23 protein-coding genes and 1 riboswitch are annotated in these 26,795 nt (G+C 64.2%); of the genes, 17 read left to right on the forward strand and 6 right to left on the reverse strand.

Features of this window, described 5'->3' with window-relative positions; translation table 11 throughout:
- Window positions 1–54: 54 nt before the first annotated feature.
- From BN1188_RS02505 to BN1188_RS02515, 3 genes are read right to left on the reverse strand one after another with little or no spacing between them, the layout of a single operon-like run.
- Window positions 55–873 carry an ATP-binding cassette domain-containing protein gene (locus tag BN1188_RS02505; protein WP_040259651.1) on the reverse strand — a complete coding sequence of 273 codons (819 nt, stop codon included), beginning with the start codon at window positions 871–873 and terminating at the stop codon, window positions 55–57.
- On the reverse strand, window positions 870–1,877 hold the full coding sequence (gene fepG / locus BN1188_RS02510; protein WP_052469124.1) for an iron-enterobactin ABC transporter permease: 1,008 nt from the start codon (window positions 1,875–1,877) through the stop codon (window positions 870–872). The genes BN1188_RS02505 and fepG overlap by 4 nt, the downstream gene beginning before the upstream one ends.
- Entirely contained in the window at window positions 1,874–2,860 is a 987-nt protein-coding gene (locus BN1188_RS02515) for an iron chelate uptake ABC transporter family permease subunit (RefSeq protein WP_040259652.1), read from the reverse strand. The genes fepG and BN1188_RS02515 overlap by 4 nt, the downstream gene beginning before the upstream one ends.
- Window positions 2,861–2,941: 81 nt before the next feature.
- Between BN1188_RS02515 and entS the strand changes: the two genes are divergently transcribed.
- Entirely contained in the window at window positions 2,942–4,219 is a 1,278-nt protein-coding gene (entS, locus tag BN1188_RS02520) for an enterobactin transporter EntS (RefSeq protein ID WP_232430888.1), read from the forward strand.
- 17 nt (window positions 4,220–4,236) lie between these two features.
- On the opposite strand, the gene fepB is transcribed toward entS, so the two are convergent.
- Window positions 4,237–5,214 (reverse strand): Fe2+-enterobactin ABC transporter substrate-binding protein, encoded by a 978-nt coding sequence (gene fepB / locus BN1188_RS02525; protein WP_084596135.1) that lies wholly within the window; start codon window positions 5,212–5,214, stop codon window positions 4,237–4,239.
- Between the two features lie 217 nt (window positions 5,215–5,431).
- Between fepB and BN1188_RS02530 the strand changes: the two genes are divergently transcribed.
- Genes BN1188_RS02530 through waaA form a run of 5 tightly spaced genes read left to right on the forward strand, consistent with a single transcriptional unit; the run spans window position 5,432 to window position 11,277 of the window.
- Window positions 5,432–6,628, forward strand: coding sequence for an isochorismate synthase (locus BN1188_RS02530; protein WP_052469125.1), 1,197 nt, complete (start codon window positions 5,432–5,434; stop codon window positions 6,626–6,628).
- Window positions 6,625–8,262, forward strand: a complete 1,638-nt coding sequence (locus BN1188_RS02535) for a (2,3-dihydroxybenzoyl)adenylate synthase (RefSeq protein WP_040259656.1) — start codon at window positions 6,625–6,627, stop codon at window positions 8,260–8,262. The genes BN1188_RS02530 and BN1188_RS02535 overlap by 4 nt, the downstream gene beginning before the upstream one ends.
- 11 nt (window positions 8,263–8,273) lie before the next feature.
- Window positions 8,274–9,149 (forward strand): isochorismatase family protein, encoded by an 876-nt coding sequence (locus BN1188_RS02540; RefSeq protein ID WP_040259657.1) that lies wholly within the window; start codon window positions 8,274–8,276, stop codon window positions 9,147–9,149.
- A gap of 47 nt (window positions 9,150–9,196) precedes the next feature.
- Window positions 9,197–9,952, forward strand: a complete 756-nt coding sequence (gene dhbA, locus BN1188_RS02545) for a 2,3-dihydro-2,3-dihydroxybenzoate dehydrogenase (protein WP_040259658.1) — start codon at window positions 9,197–9,199, stop codon at window positions 9,950–9,952.
- A 41-nt stretch (window positions 9,953–9,993) separates the two neighbouring features.
- On the forward strand, window positions 9,994–11,277 hold the full coding sequence (gene waaA / locus BN1188_RS02550) for a lipid IV(A) 3-deoxy-D-manno-octulosonic acid transferase (protein ID WP_040259659.1): 1,284 nt from the start codon (window positions 9,994–9,996) through the stop codon (window positions 11,275–11,277).
- A 144-nt stretch (window positions 11,278–11,421) separates the two neighbouring features.
- Here waaA and BN1188_RS02555 read toward each other — a convergent pair whose 3' ends face one another.
- Window positions 11,422–12,858 carry a TolC family outer membrane protein gene (locus BN1188_RS02555; protein WP_040259661.1) on the reverse strand — a complete coding sequence of 479 codons (1,437 nt, stop codon included), beginning with the start codon at window positions 12,856–12,858 and terminating at the stop codon, window positions 11,422–11,424.
- A gap of 109 nt (window positions 12,859–12,967) precedes the next feature.
- Window positions 12,968–13,074, forward strand: a riboswitch (TPP riboswitch).
- 130 nt (window positions 13,075–13,204) lie between these two features.
- On the opposite strand from BN1188_RS02555, the gene thiC reads away from it, so the two are divergent.
- Together thiC and cytX are read left to right on the forward strand one after the other, a co-directional pair.
- Window positions 13,205–15,091: a phosphomethylpyrimidine synthase ThiC gene (gene thiC / locus BN1188_RS02560; RefSeq protein WP_040259662.1), complete on the forward strand. Its 1,887-nt coding sequence runs from the start codon at window positions 13,205–13,207 to the stop codon at window positions 15,089–15,091.
- Between the two features lie 47 nt (window positions 15,092–15,138).
- Window positions 15,139–16,437, forward strand: a complete 1,299-nt coding sequence (cytX, locus tag BN1188_RS02565) for a putative hydroxymethylpyrimidine transporter CytX (protein WP_040259871.1) — start codon at window positions 15,139–15,141, stop codon at window positions 16,435–16,437.
- On the opposite strand, the gene BN1188_RS02570 is transcribed toward cytX, so the two are convergent.
- Window positions 16,397–17,140 carry an RsiV family protein gene (locus BN1188_RS02570; RefSeq protein WP_040259663.1) on the reverse strand — a complete coding sequence of 248 codons (744 nt, stop codon included), beginning with the start codon at window positions 17,138–17,140 and terminating at the stop codon, window positions 16,397–16,399. The genes cytX and BN1188_RS02570 overlap by 41 nt on opposite strands.
- A 133-nt stretch (window positions 17,141–17,273) precedes the next feature.
- Here BN1188_RS02570 and BN1188_RS02575 point away from each other — a divergent pair, with 133 nt between their 5' ends.
- The 9 genes from BN1188_RS02575 (at window position 17,274) to parC (ending at window position 26,776) form a co-directional block, all read left to right on the forward strand.
- Window positions 17,274–17,891 carry an NUDIX domain-containing protein gene (locus BN1188_RS02575; protein WP_040259664.1) on the forward strand — a complete coding sequence of 206 codons (618 nt, stop codon included), beginning with the start codon at window positions 17,274–17,276 and terminating at the stop codon, window positions 17,889–17,891.
- Window positions 17,882–18,334, forward strand: coding sequence for a DUF1249 domain-containing protein (locus BN1188_RS02580; protein WP_040259666.1), 453 nt, complete (start codon window positions 17,882–17,884; stop codon window positions 18,332–18,334). Before BN1188_RS02575 ends, BN1188_RS02580 begins: the two co-directional genes overlap by 10 nt.
- Before the next feature lie 173 nt (window positions 18,335–18,507).
- Complete coding sequence (locus tag BN1188_RS02585) at window positions 18,508–19,458, forward strand: antitoxin Xre/MbcA/ParS toxin-binding domain-containing protein (protein WP_040259667.1); 951 nt, start codon at window positions 18,508–18,510, stop codon at window positions 19,456–19,458.
- Window positions 19,459–19,597: 139 nt separating this feature from the next.
- Window positions 19,598–20,410, forward strand: coding sequence for a 3',5'-cyclic-AMP phosphodiesterase (gene cpdA, locus BN1188_RS02590; RefSeq protein WP_040259668.1), 813 nt, complete (start codon window positions 19,598–19,600; stop codon window positions 20,408–20,410).
- A gap of 53 nt (window positions 20,411–20,463) precedes the next feature.
- Complete coding sequence (locus BN1188_RS02595; RefSeq protein WP_040259669.1) at window positions 20,464–21,072, forward strand: YqiA/YcfP family alpha/beta fold hydrolase; 609 nt, start codon at window positions 20,464–20,466, stop codon at window positions 21,070–21,072.
- A 29-nt stretch (window positions 21,073–21,101) separates the two neighbouring features.
- Window positions 21,102–23,006: a DNA topoisomerase IV subunit B gene (parE, locus tag BN1188_RS02600; RefSeq protein WP_040259670.1), complete on the forward strand. Its 1,905-nt coding sequence runs from the start codon at window positions 21,102–21,104 to the stop codon at window positions 23,004–23,006.
- Window positions 23,003–23,992, forward strand: coding sequence for an esterase-like activity of phytase family protein (locus BN1188_RS02605; RefSeq protein WP_040259672.1), 990 nt, complete (start codon window positions 23,003–23,005; stop codon window positions 23,990–23,992). The genes parE and BN1188_RS02605 overlap by 4 nt, the downstream gene beginning before the upstream one ends.
- Entirely contained in the window at window positions 23,989–24,510 is a 522-nt protein-coding gene (locus tag BN1188_RS02610) for a retropepsin-like aspartic protease family protein (protein WP_040259872.1), read from the forward strand. The genes BN1188_RS02605 and BN1188_RS02610 overlap by 4 nt, the downstream gene beginning before the upstream one ends.
- 7 nt (window positions 24,511–24,517) lie before the next feature.
- Window positions 24,518–26,776: a DNA topoisomerase IV subunit A gene (gene parC / locus BN1188_RS02615; protein WP_040259674.1), complete on the forward strand. Its 2,259-nt coding sequence runs from the start codon at window positions 24,518–24,520 to the stop codon at window positions 26,774–26,776.
- Window positions 26,777–26,795 lie beyond the last annotated feature (19 nt).

A 26,795-nucleotide genomic window follows, 5' to 3' on the forward strand; every position in this document is an offset into this window, starting at 1 on the left:
CACGGCTATGCACCCATTCGCCGGCTAGCGCTGGCGCCTACAGGGTTCGCTGGATCAGGCGCGTCGGCCAGGGCGGCTACCCAACGGAATGATCAGCGGGGTATGGGCAACCGGATCTTCGATGATGGTGCAGGGCAGATCGTACACCTGCTGGATCAGCTCCACCGTGACGATGTCCTTGGGACGCCCGCCGGCGACGATCTTGCCGTCGCGCATGGCGATCAGGTGGGTGGCGTAGCGGCAGGCCTGGTTGAGGTCGTGCAAGACCACCGCCAGGGTATGGCCGTGGTCCTGGTTCAGGTGTTCGAGCAGCTCGAGCAGTTCGATCTGATGGGTGATGTCCAGCCAGGTGGTGGGTTCGTCCATCAATACCAGTGGGGTTTGCTGGGCCAGTACCATGGCGATCCATACCCGCTGACGCTGGCCGCCAGACAAGGTATCCACAGGCTCGGCCCAGAGGCCGTCGACGCCGGTGGCCGCCATGGCCTTTTGCACGGCGCGTTCGTCCTCGGCCCGCCAGCGGCTGAGCAGGCCTTGATGAGGATAGCGGCCCCGGGCGACCAGGTCCTTGACGGTAATATCCCCTGGGGCGCTGGCGCTTTGCGGTAGCAGGCTCAGGCGCCGCGCCACTTCCTTGGTGGGGTAGGCATGAATCGCCTGACCGTCTAGCCACACCTGCCCGCCCGCCGGCTGCAGCAGACGGCTAAGGCTGCGCAGCAGGGTCGACTTGCCACAGGCGTTCGGGCCGATGATCACGGTCAGCTCGCCTTCCGGGATAGCCACCGAAAGGTCACGCACCACCACCTTGCCATCGTAGGCGAGGGTCAGGTCCGTGGCGCTGAGCCGACTGGCAACAGGGGGGCGTAGGGTCATCGACGAGCCTCGCGAATCAGCAGAGCGATCAGGTACAGCCCGCCCACACTCACAGTGATCAGGCCAACAGGCACTTGATAGGGGCTGAGCAGGTGTTGTGCGGTGAAGTCCGCGCTTAGCAGCAGAAACGCTCCGCTCAGCGCGGCCATGGGCAACGCCAGGGCTTGGCCGCCGCTAAGGCGACGGGCGATCTGAGGCGCGGCCAGGGCCACGAAGGCAATGGGCCCTGCCACCGCGGTCGCCGCCGCGGCCAAGGCGATACCTGCCAGCAACAGCCACAGCCGCGAGCGCTCCACGGGTACGCCCAGGGCACAGGCCAGGTCATCGCCCATTTCGAGCAGGCGCATGCGCCGGCTCAACAGCAAGGCGGCGATCAGCGCCAGCCCGATGATCGCCAGCGCTGGCGCGGCCTTGGCCCAGGTCACTCCATTGAGCGAGCCGGCATTCCACAAGCCCGCCGAGACTGCCGTGTCCAGGGTGGTATTGGTGACCAGCCAGTTGTTCACGGCCAGCAGAAACGCACGTACTCCCAGGCCGATGACGATCAGGCGCAACGCGCTCAGGCTGCCGTTCCAGGCCAGGCGGTAGACCAGCCCGGCGGTAAGCAGGCCGCCGAGCATGGCGGCGCCGGTGCTGGCCAGTACGCTGCCTTTGAAAAGCACCACCAGCACCAGTACGCCGGTATAGGCTCCGAGGTTGAAGCCAAGAATGTCCGGGCTCCCCAGCGGGTTGCGCAGCAATGATTGGAAAATGGCCCCGCTTACCCCCAGGGCCGCGCCCAGGCACAGGGCTGCCACGACCCGAGGCAGGCGCCACTCCATCACGACCAGGCGCATGGCGTTCGGCCCACGTCCGAGCAGGGCATCGAGAAGCTGCTCGGGCGCGAGCGCCAGGGTGCCTTTGCCCAAGGCATGGAACCCCAGACAAACGCAGGCCACGGCCAGGCCCAGGGCGCAGCCCAGGACGCGTGGGCGCAGCCCGCTGCCGCTGGCAACGCCGCTCATAGCGCTACCAGGCGGCTGCGCCGCGCCAGCAGCACCAGCATGGGGGCCCCCAGCAAGGCGGTGACAATGGATACCCGCAACTCCGTGGCGGTGAGCACTCGGCCAAGGGTGTCCGCCAGCAGGAGCAACAAGGGTGTGATCAGCAACACGGCCGGCAGCGCACGGCCATGAGCCGGGCCGGCGACGCGCCGCGCCATGTGCGGCACCATCAGCCCAACGAAGGCGACCGGCCCCACCAGCGCCGTGGTAGCGCCACATAGCACGGTGATGCAGAGCAACCCCAGTACCTGTGTACGCAGCACACCGGTTCCGAGGGCCGCGGCCAGGTCATCGCCCAGTCCCAGGCTGTCCAGCGAGCGAGCCAGGCCCAGGGCAAGCAGCACGCCGCCGATGATGGCGGGCGCCGCCCAGTGCAGCAGGGCGAAGTCACGAATATCCAGGGAGCCTGCCTGCCAGTAGCGAACGTGGTCGTACACCAGCGGGTGCAGCAGTGAAATACCGGAGCCGAGGCCTTCCAGCGCGGCGCCCAGGGCTACCCCGACCAACAGCAGGCGTACCGGGCTGAAGCGGCGCCCACTGACCATGCCCGTGAGCGTAACCAGCAGCGCGGCGGCCAAGGCCCCGGCACAGGCCCAGGCCAGATAGGCAAAGGGACTCTGGGCGGAGAAGAAGGCGATGCCGACAGTGATGGCGAAGCTGGCGCCGGCATTGACCCCGAGCACCCCAGGATCAGCCAGCGGGTTGCGCGTCAGGGTTTGCATCAGCACTCCAGCGGTGCCCAGGGCGATGCCTGCCACCAGGCCGGCCAGGGTTCGCGGCAGGCGTGCATCGGTGACCAGGGTGCAGACAGGGGTGGCGCACTGGCCGGCCAGGGCATGGGCGACCTCGGCCAAGGGAACGTAGCTGGCGCCGACCTGAAGGCTGAGCGCAATGGCCAACGACAAGGCAAGGCCCAGCCCAAGGAGGGTAAAGGCAAAACGCATGGGGAGCGGTTACTCGAGCGGCTGCATGTATCTGCGGTAATACGAAGCATTGTCCAATGCCACTGAGTATCGGATGCTACCATGCCCGGCGACTCCGATGTAGAAACCTTTCCCGCCGTGGTGAGCATGAGTAAACCTTCATTGTTGATCGACCTGAGCCTGCTCAGAACCCATCCCGCCTTTCGTGCCGTATTCATTGCCCGGCTGATTTCCATCCTTTCCCTGGGCCTGCTGGCCATGGCCGTGGCGGTACAGGTGCAGGCCATGACCGGCTCGCCCGCTCAGGTAGGCCTATGCGTAACCCTTACCGGCATAGGGATGTTCGTTGGGCTGGTATTCGGCGGGGTGCTGGCTGACCGCTTCGAGCGGCGGCGGCTGATTCTGCTGGCACGCTCGACCTGCGGGCTCGGTTTCCTCGGCCTGGCGCTCAATGCAGCGCTACCCACGCCCTCGCTCTTGGCCATCTACGTGCTGGGCTGCTGGGATGGCTTTTTCGGTGCCATTGGCGTGACCGCCTTGCTGGCGGCTACGCCGGCATTGGTCGGGCGGGAAAACATGGTGCGCGCCGGGGCGATCAGCCAGCTCACCGTACGCCTGGGCACTGTAGCCTCGCCCTTGCTAGGTGGCCTGTTGATCGCGCAAGGCGGCGTGCTCTGGAATTACCTGGCGACGGCTTTCGGGACGCTGCTGACTGTGCTCTTGCTGCTGCGGCTGCCGGCCTTGCCGGCGCCCCAGGCGCAACGGGAACATCCGCTGCGCGCGCTGGCCACAGGCTTCAGATTTCTGTTCACCAACAAGGTGGTGGGCGCGGTGGCCCTGGTCGGGGCCTTGGTGACCATGGCCAGCGCCGTGCGTGTGCTGTATCCGGCGCTGGCCTCTGATTGGCATCTGCAAGGGGGCCAGCTTGGCCTGCTCTTCGCCGCGACCCCTTTCGGCGCGGCGCTTGGCACCCTGACCAGCGGACGGGTGGGCGCGCACGCCAAGCCGGGGCAACTGATGCTGTTCACGGCCATGGGCGCCTTCGCCTGCATTCTGCTGTTCGGCCTGGCGCCCGGGTTCAGCCTGGCCTGGCTCTGCCTGGCCGCGTTCGGCTACCTCAGCGCGATCAACGCCCTGTTGCAATACGCGATCATCCAGGCGCAGACACCGGATGCCTTGCTCGGGCGAGTCAATGGCCTATGGACCGCCCAGAACATCTGTGGCGACGCCGTGGGCGCGGCCTTGCTAGGTGGGCTTGGCGCCTGGGTCAGCCCCGCCGCCGCGGCTACCGGCTTCGGCATTGCCGCCGTCCTGGCGGGGTTGATGATTGCGTTGGGCCTGACCGGGCTGCGGCGGCTTGGGCCGGCGACAGCCCCTTGAGACGGGCCGGAAGTCGCTCAGTGGACAAAGGCCGCTTCGAGGCGATCCAGCAAATGCCCCGCGCTGTAGTAGTCCAGCCGGAAGGTATCGTTACCAAGGGCGTACAGCTGCTGTGACTTCACCGCTGGCAGGTGGGCCAGCAAGGTATTGCCCTTGAGCGCGTCCGCGTCGCTGGCTTCGGCGGCGAACATCAGCCAGCTCTGCCCGTTCAGCCCCGCCGCCAGGTGCTCGCCGCCCACCTGCACGATGTCCTTGCGTTTGCCCTGACTGACGAAGGTGGGAAGGTCCGACGGCGGCGTTGCGAGTTCGAAGCCCAGGGAAGTCAGCAAGCGGCCCTGGGCGGACTCGCCAGTCCACAGGTTGGCCTGGCGAGCGGAGGCGTTGTACACGAATGCGGTTATAGGCTGCGGAGGCAGTTGCAACCGCCCCTTGAGCGCAGTGACCCGCTGGGAAAATTCATCGATGCGCGCCTCGGCTTGAGCTTCATGGCCCGAAGCGCGGCCCAGCAGGCGCATCACGTCTTGCCAGCTCTGGTCGTCGTAGTCCACCACCAGCGTAGGGGCAATGGACGAGAACTGGCTGTACAGGGCGGCGGCGGAGTCGGCGCCCGAAGCGCTGACAATGATCAGGTCTGGCGCTTCGGCCGCCACGGCTTCGGCGTTGGCCTCTCCAATGTATAGCCGTTTTACCTGACGCTGCGCGGCCACCTCGCCCCATTGCCGGAAGAACCCTTGGCCATCGGCGAAGCGGTTGTTCGGTGCCGTGGCGCCACTGGCGATGACTGGCGCGTCCAAGGCCAGCAGCGAACCGGTAAGGGTAACGCTGGTGGAAACGATGCGCTGCGGCGGCTTATCCAAAGTCACTTCGCCCATGCGGCTAGGCAGGGTACGTGGCCAGCCTTCATCGGCCTGGGCCACTAGGGCAAGGCCCAGGGTGAATGCTAGTGCCAGGCATTGGGCGAGGCGGTGAAAGCCGAGCAGGGGGCGAGACGACATAAGTGACTCCGAGGGAGACGAGAAAGACTCGCATTTTCGGCGGCCTACAGTGAGTTCGCAACCCGGACGTTTTTTCAGGCTTTTAAGCCTTCGTATTCAGACGGTTACCTATTGATAAAAACACTGGCAGGGGGATGCCAGCATTGACATAGGATAGTCGGCTACCTACCCTGAAATAGTTTGATAACAATTCTCGTTACGCTTTTGGTGAAAAAATATGACCGCAGCTTCTGTGACTAGCCTTGCGCTGGACAGCGGGTCCGGGATGGCCGTCCCTACAGCCGATACCGCCGAATTTCTTTTCCGCTCAGGTACCCGGTGCCTTCGAGGGGAGGGGGTTTTCAGTTCCATCACCACGCCGGCGGCCACATCCGAGGGTCAAGCCCTGATGGCCGCGGTAGAGCAGGCCTTCGAAAGGGCGCGAGCCGCCGGCATCGAGCAGCCCGTGCTGATGGGGGCCATCCCCTTCGACACCACCGAGCCATCCTGTTTGTACGTGCCTGCCAGATACCGTTGGGTGGAAGGCGAACCTGCTCGCCCGCAGCCAGGCGCGGCGGGCTCGGCGCCCACCGTACTGAGCCAGCGCAGCGTGCCGGACGAAGCGGGCTTCAAGGCGGCTGTCAGCCAGGCGATCGCCAACTTCCGTAGCAGTACCATTCGCAAGGCAGTGCTCTCACGCATGCTTGAGGTTCAGCTGGACGGGCCCGTGCAGGTGGAAAATATCCTGGCGCGCCTGGCGCAACAGAATGCCCAGGGTTACCACTTCCGCATTCCCTTGCCTGGAGAGGGCGAGTTGATCGGGGTGAGCCCGGAGCTGCTGGTGCGCAAGCGCGGCAACCGCCTGTACAGCAATCCCTTGGCCGGTTCGGCTAAACGCCGCGTCGATGCCCAGGAAGACCGGAGCGTGGCCGACGCCTTGCTGAACTCGGAGAAGGACCACTACGAGCACCGCCTGGTAGTCGAGGATATTCGCCGTGTCCTGACCCCCCATTGCACACAGTTGCATATCCCGGAGCAGCCTTCGCTGCTGAGTACCGCGGCCATGTGGCACCTGTCCACTGCGCTGGAAGGCGAGCTGCGCGACCCTCGGCATTCCTCCTTGCAATTGGCCTGCAAGCTGCACCCCACCCCGGCGGTTTGCGGCGCTCCAACGGATTTGGCGCGCAAGCTGATCAATCTGGTCGAGCCCTTCGAGCGCGGGCTGTTCACCGGCATGGTGGGCTGGTGCGACGCGGCGGGCAATGGCGAATGGGTGGTGACCATCCGCTGCGGCACCGTGGTTGGGGATCGGCTGCGTCTGTTCGCGGGGGCAGGTATCGTCGAGGCGTCCGACCCGGCGGCGGAATGGGCCGAAACTCAGGCCAAACTGGGTACCATGCTGGCGGCCTGCGGGTTGGCGGAGGGCCAGGTATGAGCATCGCTTTCAGCGCCTGGCCGGCCGAGCTGGCCGCGCGTTATCGGGCCAAGGGTTACTGGCTCGACCTGCCCATGACCCATATTCTGCAAGAGCAGATGCGTCAGCGGCCCGAGGCACCGGCCATTCTGTGCGGGGAGCGCAGCTTCAGCTACGCCCAGCTCGATACCCTGTCAGACAGTCTGGCCGCGGCCCTTCATCAGCAGGGGCTGCGTACCCATGACACCGCCCTGGTGCAACTGCCGAACCAGGCCGAGTTCTTCATCACCTACCTGGCGTTGCTCAAGCTGGGTGTCGCCCCGGTCAACGCCCTGTTCAGCCATCAACGTCTGGAACTGCTTGCCTATGCCAGGCAAATCCAGCCGCGGCTGGTCATTGGCTCGACCCAGCACTCGCTGTTCGCCAACGGCGACTTCCTCAACGAGCTCCGGGACGTGGCGCCGAGCCTGCATGCCGTTATGCTGGAAGCCAGCGAAGGCGCGCAGCTGCCGGCCAGTTGCCTGCGTCTGGCCGATTGCCTCGCCGCGCCCGCTGAAGGCTATACGCCAACGCCAACCTCGGCGGACCAGGTAGCGTTCTTCCAGCTATCAGGCGGTAGCACGGGTACACCCAAGCTGATTCCACGCACGCACAACGACTATTACTACAGCGTCCGCCGTAGCGTAGAGATCTGCCAGCTGAGCCCGGAAACCCGCTTCCTCTGCGCGCTGCCAGCGGGACACAACTACACCATGAGTTCGCCTGGGGTGCTGGGCGTGTTCGTGGCCGGCGGTACCGTGATCATGGCCCGGGACCCTGAGCCTCTGAACTGTTTCGCCCTGATCGAGCGGCATCAGGTCAACTGGGTGCCCCTGGTACCGCCCGCGGTTGCCCTGTGGCTCAAGGAAGCCCCCAGTCATCGCGCGCGCCTGTCTTCGCTCAAAGTGATACAGGTGGGCGGGGCCAACTTCGCCGAGGCCTTGGCCCGCCGGGTTCCCGCTGAGTTGGGCTGCCAGTTGCAGCAAGTGTTCGGCATGGCCGAGGGTCTGGTGAACTACACCCGCCTGGACGACGAGCCGGAGCGCATCTTCACCACCCAGGGCTGCCCGATGAGCCCGGACGATGAGATCCGTGTAATGGATGTAGACGGCCAGCCTGTGCCCCAGGGACAGCCCGGCATGTTGGCGACGCGAGGCCCCTACACCTTCAGGGGTTATTACCAGAGCCCGGAGCACAATGCCCAGGTATTCGACGCCGAAGGCTTTTATTACTCCGGAGACCTGGTCGAGCAAGACGCCCAAGGCTACCTGCGCGTGGTTGGTCGCGTGAAAGACCAGATCAACCGGGGCGGAGAGAAGATCGCCGCGGCCGAGGTGGAAAACCTGCTGCTTCAGCATCCCGGCATCACCCATGCGGCGGTGGTCGCCATGCCGGATGAGCTCATGGGCGAGAAGAGCTGCGCCTGTGTGGTGGCCAGCGACAGCGCCCTCAAGCCGGCGGCCTTGCGTAAATACCTGCGCGCCCAGGGCGTGGCCGAATTCAAGCTGCCGGATCGCTTCCAGTTCCTGGAGCAGCTTCCCCTCACCGCGGTCGGCAAGATCGACAAGCAGCGCCTGCGCAATGCCCTGCAGGCGTCTTCAAGCGAACAGCGATAAGGCTTTCAGACATGGCTATTCCAAGACTTCCCTCCTATGCACTGCCCACACCTGACAGCTTCCCGGCCAACAAGGTGAGCTGGACGCTGGACCCGTCACGGGCGGTGTTGCTCATTCACGACATGCAGGCGTACTTCACTGCCTTCTGGGGTGACGATAGCCCGCTGGTGGAGGCGCTGGTGGCGCGCATCGCCAAGGTGCGCCAGTGGTGCGATGCCCAAGGCATTCCGGTGGTCTACACCGCCCAGCCCACCGAACAGAGCCCGGAAGACCGCGCTCTGCTCAACGATATGTGGGGGCCGGGCCTGACCACGGCCGACCCTGCCCTGCAGGCCGTGGTGGCTCCGCTGGCGCCGGCCAGCCATGACACCGTATTGACCAAATGGCGCTACAGCGCCTTCCTGCGCTCCCCGTTGCAGGACCTGATGAAAGAGTGGCGCCGTGATCAGTTGCTGATCTGCGGCGTCTACGCCCACATCGGCTGCATGGTTACCGCTACCGATGCCTTCATGCGCGACATCCAGCCATTCTTCATTGGCGATGCAGTGGGTGACTTCTCCGAAGAAGAACACCGCATGGCCCTGCGCTACGTGGCTACCCGCTGCGGCAGCGTGATTGGCTACGAGGCGCTGACCGGCCAGGCCGCGCCACGCTTCGACCAGGCCTGGTTGTTGGCCGAGCTGGCGCCTTACCTGGATCAGGACGACGACCTGCCCGAAGGCTCGGACAACCTGATGGACTATGGGCTGGATTCCGTGCAAGTGATGACCCTGGTGTCCGCCTGGCAGCGCCTTGGGCTTGAAGTCAGCTTCGCCGAGCTGGCCGCGCAACCTACCCTGGATGGCTGGCTGAAGATCATTCGCAGCAAGGCGCCGTCCGCGGCCTGATTTCCACTTTCATGGGCCGACCGACGGTCGGCTCTCGGAGCCTTTTCATGAATACGTTGGACTTCACCGGCAAACGCGTCTGGGTCACTGGCGCGGGTCAAGGCATCGGCCTGCACACGGCCATGCGCTTCCAGGCCGCCGGAGCGGAGGTTGTGGGCCTGGACAAGGCGTTCGCCGAATCCGATTACCCGTTCCGCACGGTCACGCTGGATGTGACCAACCCCCAGCAAGTGGAGCAAGTGTGTCAGCAACTGCTCAACGAGCGCCGTCGCGTGGACGTGCTGGTCAACGGTGCCGGCATCCTGCGCCTGGGCAACAGCGACAGCTTGAGCCTGGAAGACTGGAACGCCTGCATGGCGGTGAACGTAACCGGGCCATTCTTGCTATTCCGCCAGCTGGTGCCCGTATTCAAGGCCCAGCGCAGCGGCGCGATCGTCAGCATCGCCTCCAATGCTGCTCATGTGCCCCGCCTGAACATGGCCGGCTACTGCGCTTCCAAGGCCGCCCTGGTCGCGCTCAACCATTGCGCCGGGCTGGAACTGGCAGCTCATGGCGTGCGCTGCAACCTGGTTTCGCCGGGCTCGACCGATACGCCCATGCTGCGTGACATGGTCGGCGACGAGGCGGGACTGCAACGCTTGGTGGACGGCCTGCCCGAGCAGTACAAGCTGAGCATCCCCCTGGGCAAGATCGCCCGCCCGGACGAAATCGCCAACACGGTATTGTTCCTGGCATCGGACCTGGCCAGCCATATCACCTTGCAGGACATCGTCGTCGACGGCGGAGCTACCCTGGCGGCGTGAAGCGATGCCAGGGGACGGCCCTTGGGGTACACTGCGCCGCCATGAACAGACCCCTCTATACCGCCCTGTTTCACCTGGCCCTGCCGTTGATTGCCCTGCGCCTGTGGTGGCGCGCGCGCCGGGCGCCGGCCTACGCCGAGCGCCTCGGTGAGCGCTTCGCTCGCGGCTTGCCACCCATGGCCCAGGGCGGGCTTTGGGTGCATGCCGTTTCGGTAGGTGAAAGCATCGCCGCGGCGCCCTTGGTCAAGGCCTTGCTGGCGCGTTATCCGCAGCTGCCGGTCACCCTGACCTGCATGACCCCCACGGGTTCAGAACGAATCAAGGCCTTGTTCGGCCATGAGCCGCGGGTCCAACACTGCTACCTCCCTTATGACCTGTCTTGGGCCATGGGGCGTTTTCTCGACCATGTGCGCCCGTGCCTAGCCATTGTCATGGAAACCGAACTCTGGCCCAACCTGGTGGATCAGTGCGCCCGCCGCAAGGTGCCAGTTGCCTTGGCCAATGGCCGGCTCTCGGCCCGATCGGCCCGGGGCTACGCTCGCTTTGCCGGCCTCACCGCGCCCATGCTGGCGCGGATGAACCTGCTGGCGGTGCAGACTGAAACCGAAGCCCAGCGTTTCCGCGAACTCGGGGCCCGGCCCGAGCGTGTGGTAGTGACCGGCTCGATCAAATACGACCTGCGCCCCGACCCGGCCTTGCCCGAGCGGGCAACGGCGCTGCGGCAATCCTGGGACGCGAGCCGGCGGCCGGTATGGATAGCCGCAAGCACCCATCAGGGCGAGGATGAAATCATCCTGGCCGCCCACCGCGAGCTGCTGCGGCATCATGCTGATGCCCTGCTCATCCTGGTGCCGCGTCATCCGGAGCGCTTCGGTCGGGTGGCTACCCTTATCACCGATGCCGGCATGACGCTGTCGCGCCGCTCCACCGGCGAGGCCGTCGGCGCTGATACTCAGGTGATGCTCGGCGACACCATGGGGGAGCTGCTTTTCCTGTACGCGCTGGCCGACATTGCCTTCGTTGGCGGCAGTCTGGTACCCAACGGCGGTCACAACCTGCTGGAGCCGGCGGCGTTGAGCAAGCCAGTACTGAGCGGCCCTCATCTGTTCAACTTCCAGGATATTGCCGAACGGATGGCCCAGGCTGAGGCCTTGCAGGTGGTCGAGGATGCCAGCGGGCTGGCCGATGCGGTGCGCCACCTGGTGGAGCTGCCCCAGGCCGCCCGGCGCCAGGGCGAAGCGGGCCTGACCGTGATGCGCGCCAACCAGGGCGCCTTGGAGCGGTTGCTGAAGGCTGTGGCCCTTCTCATACCTGGTGGGCGGTAGCGCAGCTGACCGTGGTGGAACCCAGCGCCAGCTGGGGTGGGTTCTTGGGCATATCTCGCCTTTGGTGGCTTCGCTACGTTCAACAGCTGGCACGAAGGGCCAGGAAGCCATGCCCAATTCGCCAGCTTCGCTGGCTCCTACCCTTCATCGATTCGGCTTCAACAGGGCCTTGGCCTGAGCTTGCAGGTCCGGCGGAAGGAAATCCTTGTCGGGGTTGTAATCGGGCTTGAGGTAGCGACCGAGGTCTTGCAGGTCCTGCGGGCTGAGGGTGCCCGCGGCCTGTTTCAGGCGCAGGTTGTCGAGGATGTAGTCGTATCGGCTGTTGTTGTAGTCCCTCACGGACGCATACAGCTGGCGCTGCGCGTCGAGCACGTCCACCACATTGCGTGTGCCCACCTGATAGCCGATCTCGGTGGCCTCTACCGCGCTCTGGTTGGAAATGATCGATTGCTTGCGCGCCTGCACCAGTTCCACGTCGGTATTCACCGCCCGGTGCAGGTTGCGGGTGTTTTCCACTACCTGGCGGCGCAGCCCCTCGCGGCGGTATTCACTCTGACTGAAGCGCTGGTAGGCCTCGCGTACCTGGGAGCTGGTCAGGCCGCCGCTGTACAAGGGGATCTCCAGACGCAGGCCCACCGTGCGACGTTCCACATCGCTGCCGTACACCAGCCCATCCCGGGCCGAAGGGTTGCTTAGCTCGAAGTTGTCGTTGTCGCCCTTTTCGTATTGAGCCACCGCATCCAGGGTAGGAGCATGGCCGGCCTTGCGCTGGCGCAGGGTCTGCTCGGCTGCGTCCACGGCGAAGTTGCTGGCCAGCAGTTGCAGGTTCTGCTGCGTGGCCGTGTCTACCCAGGCCCGCGCGTCGTTGGGCAGGGGCGGCAATACCGGCAGGGTATGCACCACGCCTTGCAGCGCGTTGTAATCGCGGTTGGTGAGGGTGACCAAGGCCTGGAAGGCATCGGCCACCTGGCGTTCGGCCGTGCTGCGGTTGGCCCGGGCGGTATCGTAGCTGGCCTGAGACTGAAGCATGTCGGTCTTGTCTGTCAGGCCAACGTTGAAACGTTCCTTGGACTGGTCCAGCTGGCGCAGGAAAGCATTTTCCTCGGCCCGCGCCGTGGCCAGGCTGTCCTGGGCGCGCAATACCGCGAAGTAGCGTTCGGCGGTTTGCAGGATCAGGTTCTGCTCCGTGGCGGAGAGCTCTAGCCCAGCCTGTTCATCGCTGGCCTGCGCGGCCTTGAGCTGGAACCAACGATCGGCCCTGAAAATCGGTTGGCTCAAGGTCGCCCGGTAGGAGGTGCCACTGCGGTTGGCGGTCATGGCCGGCTTGTCCAGGGCCTGGCGGGTATCGTTGACGTCGGCGCCAGCCGACAGGTTGGGTAGCAGGCCGGCCCGCGCCTGGGGCACGGCTTCCTGGCGGGCGGCAAAATCGGCGCGGGAAGCGGCCAGGTCAGCATTGTTCTCCACGGCCTGCTGGTAAACGCTCATCAGGTCGGTCTGGCTGGCCAGCGGAGTGGTGGCGGCCTGTGCCAGTCCGCCGAGCAAACTCATCATGCCTACCGCCAGCGGTATCGCGCGAAACATAGTCAGTCCTTGTCATGAAATCAGCCGCTGCGTGGTCGGTCAGACCGCCCGTGGGCAAGTATTATCCAGGGAAGTTGGCGTTACCACTGCTATGTGGCTAGACTCTGCTCCGTTCTTGTCGGGGTGCCCCACGCGAGGGGCTGAGATCGGATATGTCCGGATCCCGTTGAACCTGATCAGGTTGATGCCTGCGTAGGGAACAAGATTTCTCGCTTTCCCGGCGAGTCCTCTTGTGCTCGGTCCGGGATGTCGTGTTCATGCACGCGCTCCGCTCCAGCACAACTCCACGGGCCCAATCCGGCCACAGGTTCGCTCCGACGCCCCCTAGCCTGGCTGGAGAACCTGTATGAGCGAACAACAACACAGCGCCACCCACCTCAGCGAATCGGCCCGGGTCGACCAGCAATCGGTGCAACCCTTCCCGCGCTCGCGGAAAATCTATGTAGAGGGCTCGCGCCCGGACATCCGCGTACCCATGCGGGAGATCAGCCTGGATGTGACACCGACGGATTTCGGTGGGGAGATCAACCCGCCGGTGCTGGTGTATGACACTTCCGGCCCCTATACCGACCCGGACGCACGGATCGACGTCCGCCAGGGCCTGGGTGATGTGCGCTCAGGCTGGATCGACGCCCGCGGCGATACCGAGCGCTTGCCAGGCCTCAGTTCCCGCTTCGGTCAGGAGCGGCTGGCCGACCCGGCCCTGGCCCGGCTGCGCTTCGCCCATGTGCGCAATCCGCGCCGGGCCAAGGCCGGGGCCAACGTGAGCCAGATGCATTACGCCCGCCAAGGCATCATCACCGCAGAAATGGAATATGTGGCCATTCGCGAGAACATGAAGCTGCAGGAGGCCCGGGCGGCGGGCCTGCTGACCCAGCAGCATGGCGGGCACAGCTTCGGCGCCAGTATTCCCAAGGAAATCACGCCGGAATTCGTGCGCCAGGAAATTGCCCGGGGCCGGGCGATCATTCCTGCCAACATCAACCACCCTGAGCTGGAGCCCATGATCATCGGGCGTAACTTCCTGGTGAAAATCAACGGCAACATTGGCAACAGTGCCCTGGGTTCCTCCATCGAGGAGGAAGTGGCCAAGCTGACCTGGGGCATCCGCTGGGGCTCGGACACGGTGATGGACCTGTCCACCGGCAAGCATATCCATGAAACCCGCGAGTGGATCATCCGTAACTCGCCCGTGCCCATCGGCACGGTGCCTATCTACCAAGCCCTGGAAAAGGTCGGCGGTATCGCCGAGGACCTGACCTGGGCGCTGTTCCGCGACACCCTGATCGAGCAGGCCGAGCAGGGGGTGGACTACTTCACCATCCATGCCGGTGTGCTGCTGCGCTATGTGCCGCTCACCGCCAAGCGAGTGACCGGCATCGTCAGCCGCGGCGGCTCCATCATGGCCAAGTGGTGCCTGGCTCATCACCAGGAGAACTTCCTGTACACCCATTTCGAAGACATCTGCGAAATCATGAAGGCCTACGACGTGAGCTTCTCCCTCGGAGATGGCTTGCGCCCGGGCTCGATCGCCGACGCCAACGACCAGGCCCAGTTCGGCGAACTGGAAACCCTGGGCGAGCTGACCAAGATCGCCTGGAAGCATGACGTGCAGTGCATGATCGAAGGGCCCGGCCATGTGCCCATGCAGCTGATCAAGGAGAACATGGACAAGCAGCTCGAGTGCTGCGACGAAGCCCCGTTCTACACCCTCGGCCCGCTTACCACGGACATCGCCCCCGGTTACGACCACATCACCTCGGGTATAGGCGCGGCCATGATCGGCTGGTTCGGCTGCGCCATGCTCTGCTATGTCACACCCAAGGAACACCTTGGCTTGCCCAACAAGGATGATGTAAAGACCGGGATCATCACCTACAAGATCGCGGCACACGCCGCGGACCTTGCCAAGGGCCATCCGGGGGCGCAGATCCGGGACAACGCGCTGTCCAAGGCGCGTTTCGAGTTCCGCTGGGAAGACCAGTTCAACCTTGGCCTCGACCCGGATACCGCCCGTGCCTATCACGACGAAACCCTGCCAAAGGAGTCGGCCAAGGTGGCGCACTTCTGTTCCATGTGCGGGCCGAAGTTCTGCTCCATGAAGATCACCCAGGAAGTGCGCGAATACGCGGCCAGCCAGATTCCCAGCGTGGACCTGGACGCGGAAACCGGAATGAAGGCGCAGGCCGAGCGCTTCCGCGCCGAAGGCAGTCAGCTGTACCAGAAAGTGTGATCGTCACGCGCCTGGCCCCGCCGGGCGCGTCTTTCTTTTCATTCGAGATTCGACCCTTGACCCAGTATTCCCCTGACCTTCCCGTGAGCGCGGACCGCCGTGTATTCGGCGCCCGGGACCTTTTCACCCTATGGTTCTCCCTTGGCGTGGGGCTGATGGTGCTGCAAACGGGCGCTCTGCTGGCGCCCGGGCTTGGCTTGGCCCAAGGCGTCCTGGCCATTGCACTCGGCACTTTGGTGGGTGTGCTACTGCTGGCCGCGGCCGCGGTGATCGGCAGCGACACCGGGCTCTCGGCCATGGCTTCCCTGAAAACCAGCCTGGGCCGCCGAGGCGCTGCGCTCCCGGCAGTGTTGAATCTCTGCCAGTTGGTCGGTTGGGGGGCTTTCGAACTGATCGTCATGCGCGATGCCGCCAGTCTGCTGGCCGCCAACCGCTGGGGGGAGGGCAGTGCCTGGGCCAACCCCTTGTCCTGGACCCTGGCCTTCGGCGCGCTGGCCACGGCCCTGGCTGCTACCGGGCCCTTGACCTTCGTGCGGCGGGTGCTGCGCAAGTGGGGGATCTGGCTACTGCTGGGTGCCTGCGTCTGGCTGACCTGGAACCTGCTCAGCGAGGCGGACTTGGCCGCGCTCTGGGTACGTGCCGGAGATGGCAGTCTGGCGTTCGCCGCCGGCTTCGATATCGCCATCGCCATGCCGCTCTCCTGGCTGCCCCTGATCGCCGACTATTCCCGCTTTGGCCGGGCCGCGCGCCCGGTATTCACCGGCACGGCCCTGGGCTTCATGTTGGGCAACCTGTGGCTGATGAGCCTGGGCGTGGCCTATACCCTGGCATTTGCGCCCAGTGGGGAAGCCAATGCGCTACTGCTCGCGTTGGCGGGCGCCGGCATGGGCGTTCCCTTGCTGCTGATCCTGCTGGATGAATCCGAAAACGCCTTCGCCGATATCCACTCGGCCGCTGTGTCCAGCGGGCTATTGGTTCGCTTGAAGGTGGAGCACCTGGCCGTTGCGGTGGGCGTCGTTTGCACCCTGATCGCCGCCTTTGCGCCCCTGGCCCAGTACCAGAACTTCCTGTTGCTGATCGGTTCGGTATTCGCGCCGCTGTTCGGTGTGGTACTGGTGGATCACTATCTGCTGCGCCAGCGCCGAACCCTTGATGAGGGAGCGGCCTGGCGTGGCGGCGCATTGCTGGCTTGGGTGGCCGGCATTGCGCTGTACCAGGCCTTGGCGCGCTATTGCCCCGACCTGGGCGCCACCTTGCCGTCGTTGATCGCCGCCGGCGCGCTTCACCTGGGGCTTTCGCGGGTGCTCAGCGGCCCGGGCGCAGCTCTGGCCGAATCACCCCGTTGAGCCGGGCATACGGAATCTTCAGCTCGATATGCCCCATGGCGTACGGCGCGATGCTATAAACATTGTATTTGAGCACCACCGCGTCGGACGCCAGGGCGATGTTTTCCGTGCGCTGGAAAGGCCACTGCTTCACGAACTCCGGGTCCTTGTACAGGTTGGAGGCGATCATCCAGCCCCGGTGGGCTTCCTGGGCCGCCATCCAGAAAGCTGTTTCCTGGCCTGGCGCGAGCATGTCGGCCAGGGCCAGCGCCTTGTGCTGCTGTCGTGACCAGGTGATGAACCCCCGACCCGGCATGCCGTGGGCGCCGCCGGTGTCCAGGTAACTGGAAAGCTCCACGATCACCAGCCCGTCATGCTGCTCTCTTACCTTGGCTTGCAGGTAGGTGGAGTTGCCCGATTCGGCCGTGCTGAAGAATTGCTGTTCATAAGCGGGCAGGGAGGTCGCCTGGGGTATGTCCGGGTTGTTGTCCGTCATGCGCAACAGGCGCTGCTGGGTCAGGGTATCCAACGCCGGTTCGTCGGGAAAGTGCACGGTATCGAGGTTGACCAGCGGGCATTCTGCGGTGGCGCAGCCGGGCTTGATATGCTCCCAGGCCTCGCGTTCGGTTTTCAGCGGTTTGTCGTAATCCGGTTGAAAAAGGCTTTGGCAGGCACCAAGACTCAAGACTGCAAGCGCCAGCGCCGACATTTTCAAGGGTGACATGGTATTCCTTCGCGGGTATAGGATCGTGCTTGGACTATAAACGCAGCGATCGGTTCTCCATAGGGCCGAACACTCAAGATCAGGCACAAGGGTTGCAACGATGCGGCCCTGACGATGGAAAAAGAGGATTCGTATGACAGACGCTAACCATTCAGTGCCAACGAAGGTCGAGATCACCAAGCGGGAAAATTGCTTCAAGGGCTTCTACAAGGTCGACAAGCTATTCCTGCGCCATGAACTGTTCGCCGGTGGCCTGGGCAAGGAAATCAGCCGTGAGCTGTTCGTGCGCCACGACGCGGTGTGCGTGCTGCCCTACGACCCGCAACGTGACGAAGTGGTGCTGATCGAGCAGTTCCGTGTCGGTGCCATGGGCAAGGTCGCCAACCCCTGGCTGATCGAGATGGTTGCCGGGCTGATCGACAAGGACGAAACCCCCGAAGCGGTTGCGCATCGGGAAGCGGAAGAGGAAGCTGGGCTGAAGTTTCAGGCCCTGTGGCCGATCACCAAGTATTTCCCTTCGCCGGGCGGTAGTGATGAATACGTTCATCTCTACCTGGGGCGCTGCAACAGCGAAGGGGCCGGTGGCCTGCATGGCCTGGAGGAAGAGGGGGAGGACATTCGCGTGCGGGTCTGGGCATTCGAGGATGCGCTGCAGGCTGTACGCGATGGCCGGATCATTAACGCGGCCGCGCTGATCGCCATTCAATGGCTGGCGCTGAACCGCGATGAAGTCAGGGGGTTGTGGAAGTGAATCTGTTGCGCGAGCGCTATCGGGTCGACCTGGCCGCGTTGCAAGCGGCCTGCGAGGCCAACTACGCACGCCTGATGCGGCTATTGCCGGGCATGCGTGGCGAGCAGCGCTTTCGCCAGATCGGCATGACTCAGGGCGACCAGGCCCTTGGCGTGTTGAGCCTGGAGGTGATCCAGGCCAGCCCCTATACCACCACCCTGAGCGTGAGCCAGAAGCACAGCCTGCCCTGGCTGCCGGTACCACGCATGGAGGTGCAGGTGTACCACGACGCGCGCATGGCCGAGGTTATCGGCGCCCAGCATGCTCGCCGCTTCCAAGGCATCTACCCCTATCCCAACGCGGCCATGCACCAGCCGGATGAAAAGGCGCAGTTGAACCTTTTCCTCGGGGAATGGCTCAGCCATTGCCTGGCGTGTGGGCATGAGTATGAGTATGTGAGGTAGAAGGGCCACGGCACCGGAAAGCTCTAACGGGCCCATCCTTGCCTTGCATTTCGGCGTCCCATTGCGCGATACTGTGCGCAACAACTAACCCTCACGACCGGCGTGGCTTGACCATCTGGTTTGAGGGGGAAAAAGCCGGCGCTAGCCGGTTTTTTCGTTTCTGGAGTAAGGAAATGTCCAGGAAGCTTGAACTAGAGCATCTGCGCACTCGCATCTACATTGACGGGTATAATTTCTATTACGGCTGTTTGCGAGGCACCCCGCATAAGTGGCTCGACCTTCTTCCTTTGTTTGAGAGGTACATCCTGCCGTCCGCAATGCTCAGGGACGCCGATGGCCATATTCGCCAGTCGACTCTGTTGCCATCGCCTTCGATCAAGTTTTTCACTGCCAAGATCATCGAATCCGTAGCCAAGGCTGTCGATTCTGTGTCATCCCAGGCACGCTACCATACTGCGTTGCGTAAGCTTCATGATGGACGAATCGAGTTGATCGAAGGCTATTACGCTGTCAACAAGATGAAGGTGAAGATCGTTGACGCGGAGAATCCCGGTAAGCCTCCCCGTGAATGTCAAGAAATCCAGGCGTGGAAGGTCGAAGAAAAACAAAGCGACGTAAACCTGGCCCTGCAGGCTTACCATGACGCGATTACCGGTCAGATCGATCACGCTGTGATCGTGACAAACGATACGGACATCGCGCCAGCGCTAAAGATGATCAGAGCGCACACTCAGGTATTGATTGGCGTGGTAGTGCCGACTATCGACCATACCCGAATGCCCAACGCCGACCTGGTAAAGCTGGCCCACTGGAAGCGAGCGCACATTCATGCCAGCGAACTTGCAGCCTGCCAGCTGCCTCGGGTGATCCCAGGGCGTAAGCCGACAACCAAACCCGAGTCTTGGTACGGTCAGCCTGAATTGCTACGGGAAATTCTAGAGTTGGCTATCCCGGTGCGTCGCAGTAAGGCAGCTGCATACAAATGGTTGGAGCAGCCGAACCCGCATTTTGGAGGGGCGCGCCCGATCGAACTCGCCGAGACTGTTGATGGCGCTCGCCGCGTCTTGGCGTACATTCGGAGCTGGATCATAGAACACGCACAAATACCTGCCTCCGAGGATTAGGCCGGAGGCAGGCCGATGGCGTTTATCGAATCAGAACGACCGCATAAGCACGACCACCGGGGCGGCCTTTACCCTCCATCTAGGCGCAACCGCCGAAACTGCACCATAATGCTCGACGTGTCTTCCCAGGAGCCGGGCCTTGCCGAACCATCATATCTCGCGAGAATCCTCGGTCTTGCTGTTGCAGATCACCGACAGCCATCTGTTCGCCGAACAAGAGGGCACGCTGCTGGGCATGAATACCGCGGCAAGCCTGGCCCAGGTGATGGAGCGGGTGATGGCCGAGCAGCCGCATGTGGATCTGATGCTGGCCACTGGAGATCTGTCCCAGGATGGCACGCTGGAGTCCTACCAGCGCTTCCAGGCCATGACCGCTGCCATCGAGGCCCCCCACCGTTGGCTGGCTGGGAATCATGATGAGGCGGCGGTAATGGCCGAGCATTTCGGCCATACGGATGTGATGCAGCCAGTGATCGATATCGGCAACTGGCGCATCGTGCTGCTGGATTCCTCGGTCAGCGGCTCGGTGCCGGGCTGGTTGGCCGATAGCCAGCTGGAACTGCTGGAGCGGGCGCTGAACGAAGCGCCGGATCGTCATGCCCTGGTGTGTCTGCACCATCACCCGATTTCCATCGACTGCAAATGGATGGAGCCCATCGGCCTGCGCAATGCCGACGCCTTCCTGGAGATCATCGACCGTTACCCACAGGTACGAGTATTGCTCTGGGGGCACATCCACCAACATCTGGACCGTGAACGCAACGGAGTGCGCCTGTTGGCCACCCCGTCTACCTGCGTACAGTTCGAGCCACTGAGCGAAGACTTTTCCCTGGACCGTGTCGCGCCTGGGTATCGATGGCTGCGCTTGCATCCGGACGGTAGCCTGGACACAGGGGTATCGCGTGTAGCAGGGTTCGAGTTCGCGGCGGACTTTGGCGGCAGCGGTTATTGATTACGCCGGGGGTGGGATACACTCGGCTGTCTTGACCGTACCCAGGAGGCTTCGTGGCCCCTTCGCTGTTGTATATCCATGGGCTCAATAGCTCGCCCGCCTCGCGCAAGGCACAGCAATTGATCAAGGCGGCGCGCCAGCTTGGCCTGGCCGAGCGGGTAAGTGTGCCCGCGTTGCATCATCACCCGCGCCAGGCACTGGCTCAATTGGAAGAGGCGATTGTAACCCTGGGTAAACCCCTGCTGGTCGGTAGCTCCCTTGGGGGCTACTATGCCACCTACTTGGCGCAGCGGCACGGCCTGACGGCCGTATTGATCAACCCGGCGGTGAACCCGCATCGGCTGTTCGATGGCTACCTGGGCGTGCAGCGGAACCTGTACACCGGAGAAGAATGGCAACTGACAGAGGACCATGTGCAGGCACTGGCCGAGCTGGAGGTGCCGCCGCCCCAGGCCGGTGAACGGTTCCAGGTATGGCTGCAAACCGCGGACGAAACCCTGGACTACCGCCATGCCGAAGCCTTCTACCAAGGCTGCGCCCTCGATGTGCGACAGGGCGGGGACCACAGCTACCAGGGCTTCGCCGACCGCCTGCCTGAACTGCTGCGCCTGGCCGGCGTGCCGCCTGAGCGCTGCGCGGCCCTGGACCTTGCCACCTTGTGACCCTAATTTACGATTGACGAAGAGACCCCATGGCCACTCCCAGCGCTAGCTCTTATAACGCCGACGCCATCGAAGTCCTCTCGGGCCTCGACCCGGTGCGCAAACGCCCGGGCATGTACACCGACACCCAGCGGCCCAACCACCTGGCCCAGGAAGTCATCGACAACAGCGTGGACGAAGCCCTGGCGGGGCATGCCACCGCTATCCAGGTCATCCTGCATGCCGACCACTCCCTGGAAGTGATCGACAACGGTCGCGGCATGCCGGTGGACATCCACCCGGAAGAAGGCGTGCCGGGCGTGGAGCTTATCCTGACCAAGCTGCATGCCGGCGGCAAGTTCTCCAACAAGAACTACCAGTTTTCCGGTGGCCTCCATGGCGTCGGCATTTCCGTGGTCAACGCGCTCTCCACCCTGGTGCGGGTACGGGTCAAGCGCGACGGCCAGGAATACGAAATGACCTTCGCCGACGGCTTCAAGGCCAGCGACCTGCAGGTCATAGGTACGGTGGGCAAGCGCAATACCGGCACCAGCGTGTATTTCGCGCCGGACCCGAAATACTTCGATTCGCCCAGGTTTTCCATCAGCCGTCTCAAGCACGTGCTCAAGGCCAAGGCGGTTCTGTGCCCTGGCCTGTCGGTCACCTTCGAAGACAAGGCCAGCGGCGAGAAAACTGAGTGGCACTATGAAGATGGCTTGCGCTCGTATCTGGCCGACGCCGTCAGCGAGTTCGCCCGGCTGCCGACCGAGCCCTTCTGCGGCAGCCTGGCCGGCAACAAGGAAGCCGTTGACTGGGCTCTGCTCTGGCTGCCGGAGGGCGGGGACGCGGTGCAGGAAAGCTACGTCAACCTGATCCCCACGGCCCAGGGGGGTACTCACGTCAATGGCCTGCGCCAGGGCCTGCTCGACGCCATGCGCGAGTTCTGCGAGTTCCGCAACCTGCTGCCCCGTGGCCTGAAGCTGGCACCGGAGGACGTCTGGGAGCGCATCGCCTTCGTGCTGTCCATGAAGATGCAGGACGCCCAGTTCTCCGGCCAGACGAAAGAGCGCCTGTCGTCCCGCGAGGCGGCCGCATTCGTGTCCGGCGTGGTCAAGGATGCCTTCAGCCTGTGGCTAAATGCCCATCCTGAACTGGGTCTGCAACTGGCGGAGCTGGCCATCAGCAATGCCGGCCGGCGCCTGAAGGCCAGCAAGAAGGTCGAGCGCAAGCGCATCACCCAAGGGCCCGCGCTGCCAGGCAAACTGGCCGACTGCGCCGGCCAGGACCCGGCCCGGGCCGAGCTGTTCCTGGTCGAGGGAGACTCGGCCGGTGGCTCCGCCAAGCAGGCCCGGGACAAGGAATATCAGGCCATCCTGCCGCTGCGCGGGAAGATCCTCAATACCTGGGAAGTGGACGGCAACGAAGTGCTGGCCAGCCAGGAAGTGCACAATATCGCGGTGGCCATCGGGGTAGATCCTGGTGCCACGGACATGAGCCAGCTGCGCTACGGCAAGATCTGCATCCTGGCCGACGCCGACTCGGACGGCCTGCACATCGCGACCCTGCTGTGCGCACTCTTCGTCCAGCATTTCCGCCCGTTGGTGGATGCCGGCCACGTCTATGTCGCCATGCCGCCGCTGTACCGCATCGACCTGGGCAAGGAAATCTACTACGCCCTGGACGAAGCCGAGCGCGATGGCATCCTCGACCGGCTGGTGGCGGAAAAGAAACGCGGCAAGCCTCAGGTCACGCGCTTCAAGGGCCTGGGTGAGATGAACCCGCCGCAATTGCGCGAAACCACCATGGACCCAAACACTCGTCGCCTGGTGCAACTGACCCTGGAAGACGTGGACGGCACTCGCGAGGTCATGGACATGCTGCTGGCCAAGAAGCGCGCGGGGGACCGCAAGTCCTGGCTGGAGGCCAAGGGTAACCTGGCCGAGGTGCTCAGTTGATCAGGGCCGCGTTCGCGGCTTGGCTATTGATGGCATCCCTGGGTTCGGCCCAGGCCGCCGATGAAGTGCCGGAGTTGAGCCTGCTTGGCGAATACCCCGTCGAAGGCATGCGGGGCGGCAACCTTTCGGGCCTGACGTCCTGCGATGGCGAGTTGTGGACGGTGTCGGACCGCGACGACGACCAGGTGTATCGCCTGGATCGTGCCAATGCAGTATGGGAGGGCGAGCCACTGACTTTCACCGCGCCAGCGGCGCCGGACATGGGGCTGCCCTGGAGTATCGCCGCGCGGGCGACGGCGGCCGGATTGATCCGAGGCGGAAGCCTGGATTTCGAAGGCATCGCCTGTGATGCCCGGCACCAGCTTTATCTGGTGAGCGAAGCCAAGGCCGCTGTGCTGCGCCTGAGCCGCGGCGGTAAGGCCCGATGGCTGCCCTTGCCCGGTGGCCTGGTGGCCGAAGCCCGGCAGCAGGGCCTGTTGCACCACTTCAACGCCATCTTCGAAGGCCTTGCCATTGACTCGAGCGGCCAGCGGCTGTGGCTGGCCGCAGAGCGGGAGCGGCGCGGCCTGCTGGGCCTGCGCCTGGAGGCCGAAGGCTGGCATTGCGGCCCGCCCTGCGTGCTGCTCAGCGAAGGCGGCTCTGAAGAAGTGCCGCCAGTCATGCGCATCGGGCTCAGCTACGCCAAGGATTTTTCGGACCTGGCCTATTTCAAGGGCAAGCTGTTCACCCTGGAGCGCAACGCCTACAAGGTCTGTCGGCGCGACCCCGATACCGCTGCGGTGGAGCGCTGCTGGTCGTTCGCCGAGACCGGCCTGACACCCTCGCGGCGCTATGACAAGCCCTATGGACTGACCGAAGCGCTTGCCCTGGACGATACTGGGGCCTGGATAGGCACTGACAATAACGACTGGGTACGCGCCGACGGCGAGGGCCGCCCGGTCGTATGGCGGTTCGCCGCGCCTGCTGGCGGCTGGGAGGCACCATGAGCGCGGTACCTGGACGCTCGGCCGGTCGCTGGCTGCTGGTCCTGGCCTGGGTTGCCGGACTCTACCTGGCCTCGCGGTTCTTTGGCGATTGGGAGCAGAAACAGGAGAACCCCAATCGTGCGCCAGTTGCCAGTCACGGCGCGGGTTTCGTCGAGGTTGCCCTGCGCGCCAACCGGCAAGGGCATTTCGTGGCCGACGGCCGGATCAACGAGCAGGTCGTGACCTTCATGGTCGACACGGGTGCCACCGAGGTCGCGATTCCCGCCGAACTGGCGAGCCGGCTCGGCCTGGAGAAGGGCGCACCGGTCATGCTGCATACCGCCAACGGCAACACCGCGGGCTATCGCACCCGTCTGGATGCTCTAACACTGAGCGAGATCCGGCTGCCCCAGGTCAGCGCCGTCGTGGTGCCCGGGCTGCCAGGCGAGCAAGTACTGCTCGGCATGAGCGCCCTGAAACGTCTTGAATTCACCTTGCGTGACGGCACCATGCTGTTACGCCAGAACACCCATCGATGAGGCTTGCATGAGCGAATCAACCGATCTCAGCCTGGATGGCGTGGAGCGCCGGTCCCTGGCTGACTTCACCGAACAGGCCTACCTCAATTACTCCATGTACGTGATCATGGACCGTGCGCTGCCGCATATTGGCGACGGTCTCAAGCCGGTACAGCGGCGTATCGTCTACGCCATGAGCGAGCTGGGCCTGGACGCCGACGCCAAGCACAAGAAATCCGCGCGTACCGTGGGCGATGTGCTGGGCAAGTTCCACCCCCATGGCGACTCGGCCTGCTATGAGGCCATGGTACTGATGGCCCAGCCCTTCAGCTATCGCTACACCTTGATCGACGGGCAGGGCAACTGGGGCGCCCCGGACGATCCGAAGTCCTTCGCCGCCATGCGTTATACCGAGGCGCGCCTGTCCCGTTATTCCGAGGTGCTGCTCAGCGAGCTAGGTCAGGGCACGGCGGATTGGGTACCCAACTTCGACGGCACGCTGGACGAGCCCGCGGTGTTGCCCGCACGGCTGCCCAATATCCTGCTCAACGGCACCACCGGCATTGCGGTGGGCATGGCAACCGATGTGCCGCCGCACAACCTGCGTGAAGTCGCTACCGCATGCGTGCGTCTGCTCGATGAGCCGAGCGCCAGCGTGGAGCAGCTTTGCGAGCATCTGCCGGGCCCGGACTACCCGACCGAAGCGGAAATCGTCACGCCGCGTCACGAATTGCTGAAGATGTACGAGAACGGTCGCGGCTCGGTTCGGATGCGCGCGGTATACCGGGTTGAAGACGGAGATGTGGTGGTGACCGCGTTGCCGCACCAGGTTTCCGGAGCCAAGGTGCTGGAGCAGATCGCCGCCCAGATGCAGGCCAAGAAGCTCCCCATGGTGGCGGACCTGCGCGACGAGTCGGACCACGAGAACCCCTGCCGGATCGTCATCATCCCTCGCTCCAACCGCGTGGACGCGGCCGAGCTGATGCAGCACCTGTTTGCCACCACCGACCTGGAAACCACCTACCGGGTCAATATGAACATCATCGGCCTGGATGGCCGTCCGCAGTTGAAAAACCTGCGGGCATTGCTGCAGGAGTGGCTGGAGTTCCGGGTGCGGACGGTTCGCCGACGCCTGCAGTTCCGGCTGGACAAGGTCGAGCGCCGCCTCCACCTGCTCGAAGGCCTGCTGGTGGCCTTCCTCAACCTCGATGAAGTCATCCATATCATCCGCACCGAGGACCATCCGAAGGCGCGACTGATCGAGCGCTTCGGCCTGTCCGAAACCCAGGCCGACTACATTCTCGACACGCGCCTGCGTCAGCTCGCGCGCCTGGAAGAAATGAAGATTCGCGACGAACAGGAAGCCTTGGCCAAGGAGCGGGAAAAGTTGCTGGCATTACTGGCCAGCGAAGCGAAGCTGAAAAAGCTGGTACGCAGCGAGCTGCTGGCCGATGCCAAGACCTATGGCGACGACCGCCGCTCGCCCATCGTGGAGCGTGCCGAAGCCAGGGCCCTGTCGGAAAACGAACTGATGCCCACCGAGCCGGTGACAGTAGTGTTGTCGGAAAAGGGCTGGGTACGCTGCGCCAAGGGTCATGACATCGACGCAACGGCGCTTTCCTACAAGGCGGGGGATGGCTTCAAGGCCGCCGCGCCAGGTCGCTCCAACCAGTACGCGGTATTCATCGATTCCACCGGCCGCAGTTATTCGCTGCCGGCCCACAGCCTGCCTTCGGCCCGTGGCCAGGGCGAGCCATTGACCGGCCGCCTGGCCCCGCCCCCAGGCGCGCAGTTCGAATGCCTGTTGCTGCCCGATGATGACGCGCTCTATGTGGTCGCCTCCGATGCCGGTTACGGCTTCGTGGTCAAGGGCGAAGACCTGCAAGTCAAGAACAAGGCCGGCAAGGCGTTGATCAGCCTGCCCACCGGAGCCAAGGTCATGGCGCCGCGGCCGCTCAAGGATCGCGAGCACGAGTGGGTGGCGGCAGTGACTACCGAAGGGCGGCTACTGGTATTCAAGGTGGCGGACCTGCCACAGCTGGGCAAGGGTAAGGGCAACAAGATCATCGGCGTACCGGGGGAGCGGGTCGCCAGCCGAGATGAATACGTCACCGACCTGGCCGTCCTTGGCGATGGCGCGACCCTGGTATTGCAAGCGGGCAAGCGTACGCTGTCGCTCAAGGCCGATGACCTGGAACACTACAAGGGCGAACGCGGCCGGCGGGGTAACAAGCTGCCGCGAGGTTTCCAGCGCGTCGATGCCTTGGTGGTAGAACCGGGCGCATAAGCTGGCGTCGACCGGCTGT

Source organism: Pseudomonas massiliensis, from assembly GCF_000826105.1.
In the GTDB taxonomy this organism is placed as follows: Bacteria; Pseudomonadota; Gammaproteobacteria; order Pseudomonadales; family Pseudomonadaceae; genus Aquipseudomonas; species Aquipseudomonas massiliensis.

Excerpts from the sequence above, each read along its gene's own strand:
- fepG (WP_052469124.1), bottom strand. The coding sequence starts at position 1,877 with ATGAGCGGCGTTGCCAGCGGCAGCGGGCTGCGCCCACGCGTCCTGGGC.
- dhbA (WP_040259658.1), top strand. The coding sequence starts at position 9,197 with ATGAATACGTTGGACTTCACCGGCAAACGCGTCTGGGTCACTGGCGCG.
- waaA (WP_040259659.1), top strand. The coding sequence starts at position 9,994 with ATGAACAGACCCCTCTATACCGCCCTGTTTCACCTGGCCCTGCCGTTG.
- BN1188_RS02530 (WP_052469125.1), top strand. The coding sequence starts at position 5,432 with ATGACCGCAGCTTCTGTGACTAGCCTTGCGCTGGACAGCGGGTCCGGG.
- entS (WP_232430888.1), top strand. The coding sequence starts at position 2,942 with ATGCCCGGCGACTCCGATGTAGAAACCTTTCCCGCCGTGGTGAGCATG.
- thiC (WP_040259662.1), top strand. The coding sequence starts at position 13,205 with ATGAGCGAACAACAACACAGCGCCACCCACCTCAGCGAATCGGCCCGG.
- BN1188_RS02515 (WP_040259652.1), bottom strand. The coding sequence starts at position 2,860 with ATGCGTTTTGCCTTTACCCTCCTTGGGCTGGGCCTTGCCTTGTCGTTG.
- parC (WP_040259674.1), top strand. The coding sequence starts at position 24,518 with ATGAGCGAATCAACCGATCTCAGCCTGGATGGCGTGGAGCGCCGGTCC.
- parE (WP_040259670.1), top strand. The coding sequence starts at position 21,102 with ATGGCCACTCCCAGCGCTAGCTCTTATAACGCCGACGCCATCGAAGTC.
- BN1188_RS02535 (WP_040259656.1), top strand. The coding sequence starts at position 6,625 with ATGAGCATCGCTTTCAGCGCCTGGCCGGCCGAGCTGGCCGCGCGTTAT.
- BN1188_RS02610 (WP_040259872.1), top strand. The coding sequence starts at position 23,989 with ATGAGCGCGGTACCTGGACGCTCGGCCGGTCGCTGGCTGCTGGTCCTG.
- BN1188_RS02585 (WP_040259667.1), top strand. The coding sequence starts at position 18,508 with ATGTCCAGGAAGCTTGAACTAGAGCATCTGCGCACTCGCATCTACATT.
- BN1188_RS02575 (WP_040259664.1), top strand. The coding sequence starts at position 17,274 with ATGACAGACGCTAACCATTCAGTGCCAACGAAGGTCGAGATCACCAAG.
- BN1188_RS02505 (WP_040259651.1), bottom strand. The coding sequence starts at position 873 with ATGACCCTACGCCCCCCTGTTGCCAGTCGGCTCAGCGCCACGGACCTG.
- fepB (WP_084596135.1), bottom strand. The coding sequence starts at position 5,214 with ATGTCGTCTCGCCCCCTGCTCGGCTTTCACCGCCTCGCCCAATGCCTG.
- BN1188_RS02555 (WP_040259661.1), bottom strand. The coding sequence starts at position 12,858 with ATGTTTCGCGCGATACCGCTGGCGGTAGGCATGATGAGTTTGCTCGGC.
- BN1188_RS02570 (WP_040259663.1), bottom strand. The coding sequence starts at position 17,140 with ATGTCACCCTTGAAAATGTCGGCGCTGGCGCTTGCAGTCTTGAGTCTT.
- BN1188_RS02540 (WP_040259657.1), top strand. The coding sequence starts at position 8,274 with ATGGCTATTCCAAGACTTCCCTCCTATGCACTGCCCACACCTGACAGC.